Consider the following 3,343-nt stretch of genomic DNA (forward strand, 5'->3'; position numbering starts at 1 on the left):
TACCAACTTGGCTATGGAACCGTCGCAATCGAGATTGCTTGTATACTATACTATGTATTTTGAGATAATGCAAGGGGTTTTTAGAACTTTTTTCTAAGTGTTTACATTTAACTTGATAAACACAAGGTTTTTTTAATCAAAAAATTATGTTTTTTTATCAGTACTCCTGAGAAAATGCTTACAAAGAAAGATAAATGGTGATTCTAGAAACTAGAATCACCATAAATATTGTTATTTTGCTTTAACTTTTGTCCAGTAGTTACTAAACATTTCTTTAGTCTTTGTATCCTGATAGTTGAAACATTCATCTTTTGGTCCAACACGCATGCTATAAGCATTGTTGTTCTTGAATTCTTTCTTTCTAGCTTTTGCTGCTGCTACAGTATTAGTAGTTAAATAGCCTACTTCCTGTGTATTTAAGAAAGCGTTCTTATCAGAAATCATATAGTTAATGAATTTATTGGCCATATCTGTGTTCTTACAACCCTTAGAGATAACAAATCCATCAAACCAATAGTTAGTCCCTTCTTCTGGCATATAGAAGCCCATATCTGGGTTTTCTTTCATTACATCCGCTGCATCACCTGAATACATAACACAAAGTGCTTTTTCACCATTCTTCATGTTATCGATAGAGTCATCTGTTGCATATGTAGGATCCATAGTCTTTCTCTGTTCTACCAACCAATTGAAAGCAGCCTGGATTTCTTTTTCATTAGTTGTGTTCATAGAGTATCCTAAAGCCTTTAAAGCAACCATCATAGAGTCTCTTTCAGAGTCATACATATAAAGGTTACCCTTGTACTTAGTATTACGTAGGATTTCCCAACCTGCTTTTAAATCTTCTTTTTTAACCTGTGTTTTATCATAAACGATACCTACGTTACCACAGAAATAAGGTACCCAGTATTCGTTGTTAGGATCGAATTGCTGGTTTAATACTTTAGTATCTAATGATTTCTTATTAGTAATCTTAGACCAGTCAATCTTCTTTAAAAGATTTTCCTTGATCATACGTTCAATCATATAATCTGATGGTACTAATACATCATACTGGTTACCACCTAATAATTTAGTATACATTGATTCGTTTGAATCAAATGTTTCATAAATAACCTTACAGTCATATTCATCCTGGAATGCCTTAATAACGTCCATATCAGCGTATACACCCCAGTTGAATACTTTCAATGTGTGTTTATAGTTTTTTGACCCACAACCAGTCATTAGGCCACAGATAACTGCAACGCAAAGTAAACCTTTAAATAGCTTTTTCATTTTTTACCCCTCTCTTCTTCAAATAAATATATGGTACAAAAGTGCCTAATAATACCCCAATTAAAATAACGACTAGAATAACTGTAGATAATGCATATATACTTGGATCAACACGTTTAGACATGTTATATACGACGATAGAAATATTTTCTACACCATTACCAGATACAAAGTATGAAATGATGAAATCATCAAAACTCATAGTAAATGATAAAAGTGCTCCTGCAAAGATACCAGGCTTGATTTGAGGAATAATCACCTTTGTCAATGTCTGGAAAGGTGTTGCTCCTAAATCCATTGCCGCATCTGCTAGATTATCATCTAACTGCTTTACTTTAGGATAAACATTTGTAATAACATATGGTGTACAGAATGCAATATGAGCAAGTAACATTGTCATATAACCCTTTTCAAAATTCACAAAACTAAATAATAACATCAAAGAAATAGCTGTAACGATTTCAGGATTCATGATTGGCAGATTGTTCACCTGCTGTACAAGTGTTCTGATAGTCTTTTTAGATTTAGATAATGCAATGGCAGTGATTGTCCCTAAAACAACTGAACAGATAGTCGCAATGACTGCTATACTAACTGATACAAAGATAGCATTTAATAGCTGTGTGTTATTAAATAACTGTACATACCAGCGTCCTGAGAAACCACCAAAATGTGATAAAGACTTCGCGCTATTAAATGAGAAAACTGCCATAATAAATATCGGGAAATAGAGGAAGACCATACATAGTGAAATAATAATCACTTTACTGAGCTTTTTTTCTTTTCGCATTAGTAAGTCCTCCCTGTTCAATTTCATTATTTGTCTTCTTTTCAGCACGATAGATAAGTGCCATAGAAATAATGACAATCACACCTAAGATGAGTGATACAGCACTACCGAAATGCCAGTTACCTACAGTGATGAACTGGTTTTCAATGAAGTTACCAATCAATGAATACTGTCCTCCACCTAACATCTTCGGAATAACGAATTCACTGATAGCTGGTAAGAATACCATTGTAATACCAGTTAAAACGCCTCCTAGTGAAAGTTTAAAAGTAATTTTAAAGAAGGCCGTAATTTTATTTGCACCTAGGTCATAAGCTGCTTCTACAAGTGAAGGATCCATGTTAGTTAAAGATGTATGGATTGGTAGAATCATAAATGGGAGGAAGTTATAAATCATCCCAATTGCAACTGCTCCATCAGTATATAACATTCTAAATGATCCCAATCCTAGCATTCCTAGGATGTTATTTAAGATACCATTTCTAGATAAAATAGAAACCCATGCATAAGTACGCATTAAAAGGTTGATCCATGTCGGAATAGTAATAAGCATAATAAGAATAGTCTGAGTATGCTGTTTACACTTAGAAATCATAAAAGCCACTGGATAACCAATCAATAAACAGATAAATGTAGTAAGTAATCCAAGCCCAAATGATTTAATCAGTACCTGGACAAAGATTGGATCAAAGAATTTCGCAAAGTTAGCGAATGTAAATTCAAAAGTCTTGATTGCAGATGCCCTTTGTGTAAAAGCATAGAATACAATCAACACCATCGGCAATACAGTTAACAGGAATAGAAATAGGACATAAGGAGTAATAAGTTTTTTATACTGTTTCATTAATAAGTACCCATTGGTTCCATGACATGAATATCTTCAGGCCAGAAATCTAAATCTACTTTCTTTCCTACTTCTGTTAAATCTGTTGTATGAATCTTATAGTCCTGATTTTCTGTACGTACCATGATTTCATAATGTACCCCTTTAAAGATAACAGATACGACTTCACCTGCAATTTTACCTCTACCTGGTTCTACAATATCTAAGTCTTCAGGACGTAATACAATATCTACTTCCTGACCTTCTTCAAATCCTTTATCTACACATTCAAACTGCTGACCATGCCATTCTACAAGATAGTCCTTAATGAAATGACCTTCTACAATATTAGATTCACCAATGAAGTTGGCAACAAATCTATTTTCTGGTTCATTATAAATATCTATAGGTGATCCAATCTGTTGAATCATGCCTTCATTCATAACAACAAT

The 3,343-nt window shown here is 33.4% G+C and carries 4 protein-coding genes; all 4 read right to left on the bottom strand.

Going from position 1 to position 3,343, the window contains the following annotated elements; genetic code table 11:
- Positions 1–231: 231 nt before the first annotated feature.
- A complete protein-coding gene (locus B2S90_RS03425; protein ID WP_055235203.1) occupies positions 232–1,278 on the bottom strand; it encodes an ABC transporter substrate-binding protein in 1,047 nt (348 codons plus the stop codon).
- Complete coding sequence (locus tag B2S90_RS03430; RefSeq protein ID WP_147556518.1) at positions 1,262–2,068, bottom strand: ABC transporter permease; 807 nt, start codon at positions 2,066–2,068, stop codon at positions 1,262–1,264. Before B2S90_RS03430 ends, B2S90_RS03425 begins: the two co-directional genes overlap by 17 nt.
- Positions 2,043–2,912, bottom strand: coding sequence for an ABC transporter permease (locus B2S90_RS03435; RefSeq protein ID WP_055289174.1), 870 nt, complete (start codon positions 2,910–2,912; stop codon positions 2,043–2,045). The genes B2S90_RS03430 and B2S90_RS03435 overlap by 26 nt, the downstream gene beginning before the upstream one ends.
- Positions 2,912–3,343: TOBE domain-containing protein (locus B2S90_RS03440; protein ID WP_286696542.1), on the bottom strand; the 432-nt coding region annotated here is incomplete at its 5' end. The genes B2S90_RS03435 and B2S90_RS03440, both read right to left, overlap by 1 nt.

The organism is Catenibacterium sp. UBA627, assembly GCF_002299355.1.
Lineage (GTDB): Bacteria > Bacillota_I > Bacilli_A > Erysipelotrichales > Coprobacillaceae > Catenibacterium > Catenibacterium mitsuoka.

Excerpts from the sequence above, each read along its gene's own strand:
- B2S90_RS03435 (WP_055289174.1), bottom strand. The coding sequence starts at position 2,912 with ATGAAACAGTATAAAAAACTTATTACTCCTTATGTCCTATTTCTATTC.
- B2S90_RS03425 (WP_055235203.1), bottom strand. The coding sequence starts at position 1,278 with ATGAAAAAGCTATTTAAAGGTTTACTTTGCGTTGCAGTTATCTGTGGC.
- B2S90_RS03430 (WP_147556518.1), bottom strand. The coding sequence starts at position 2,068 with ATGCGAAAAGAAAAAAAGCTCAGTAAAGTGATTATTATTTCACTATGT.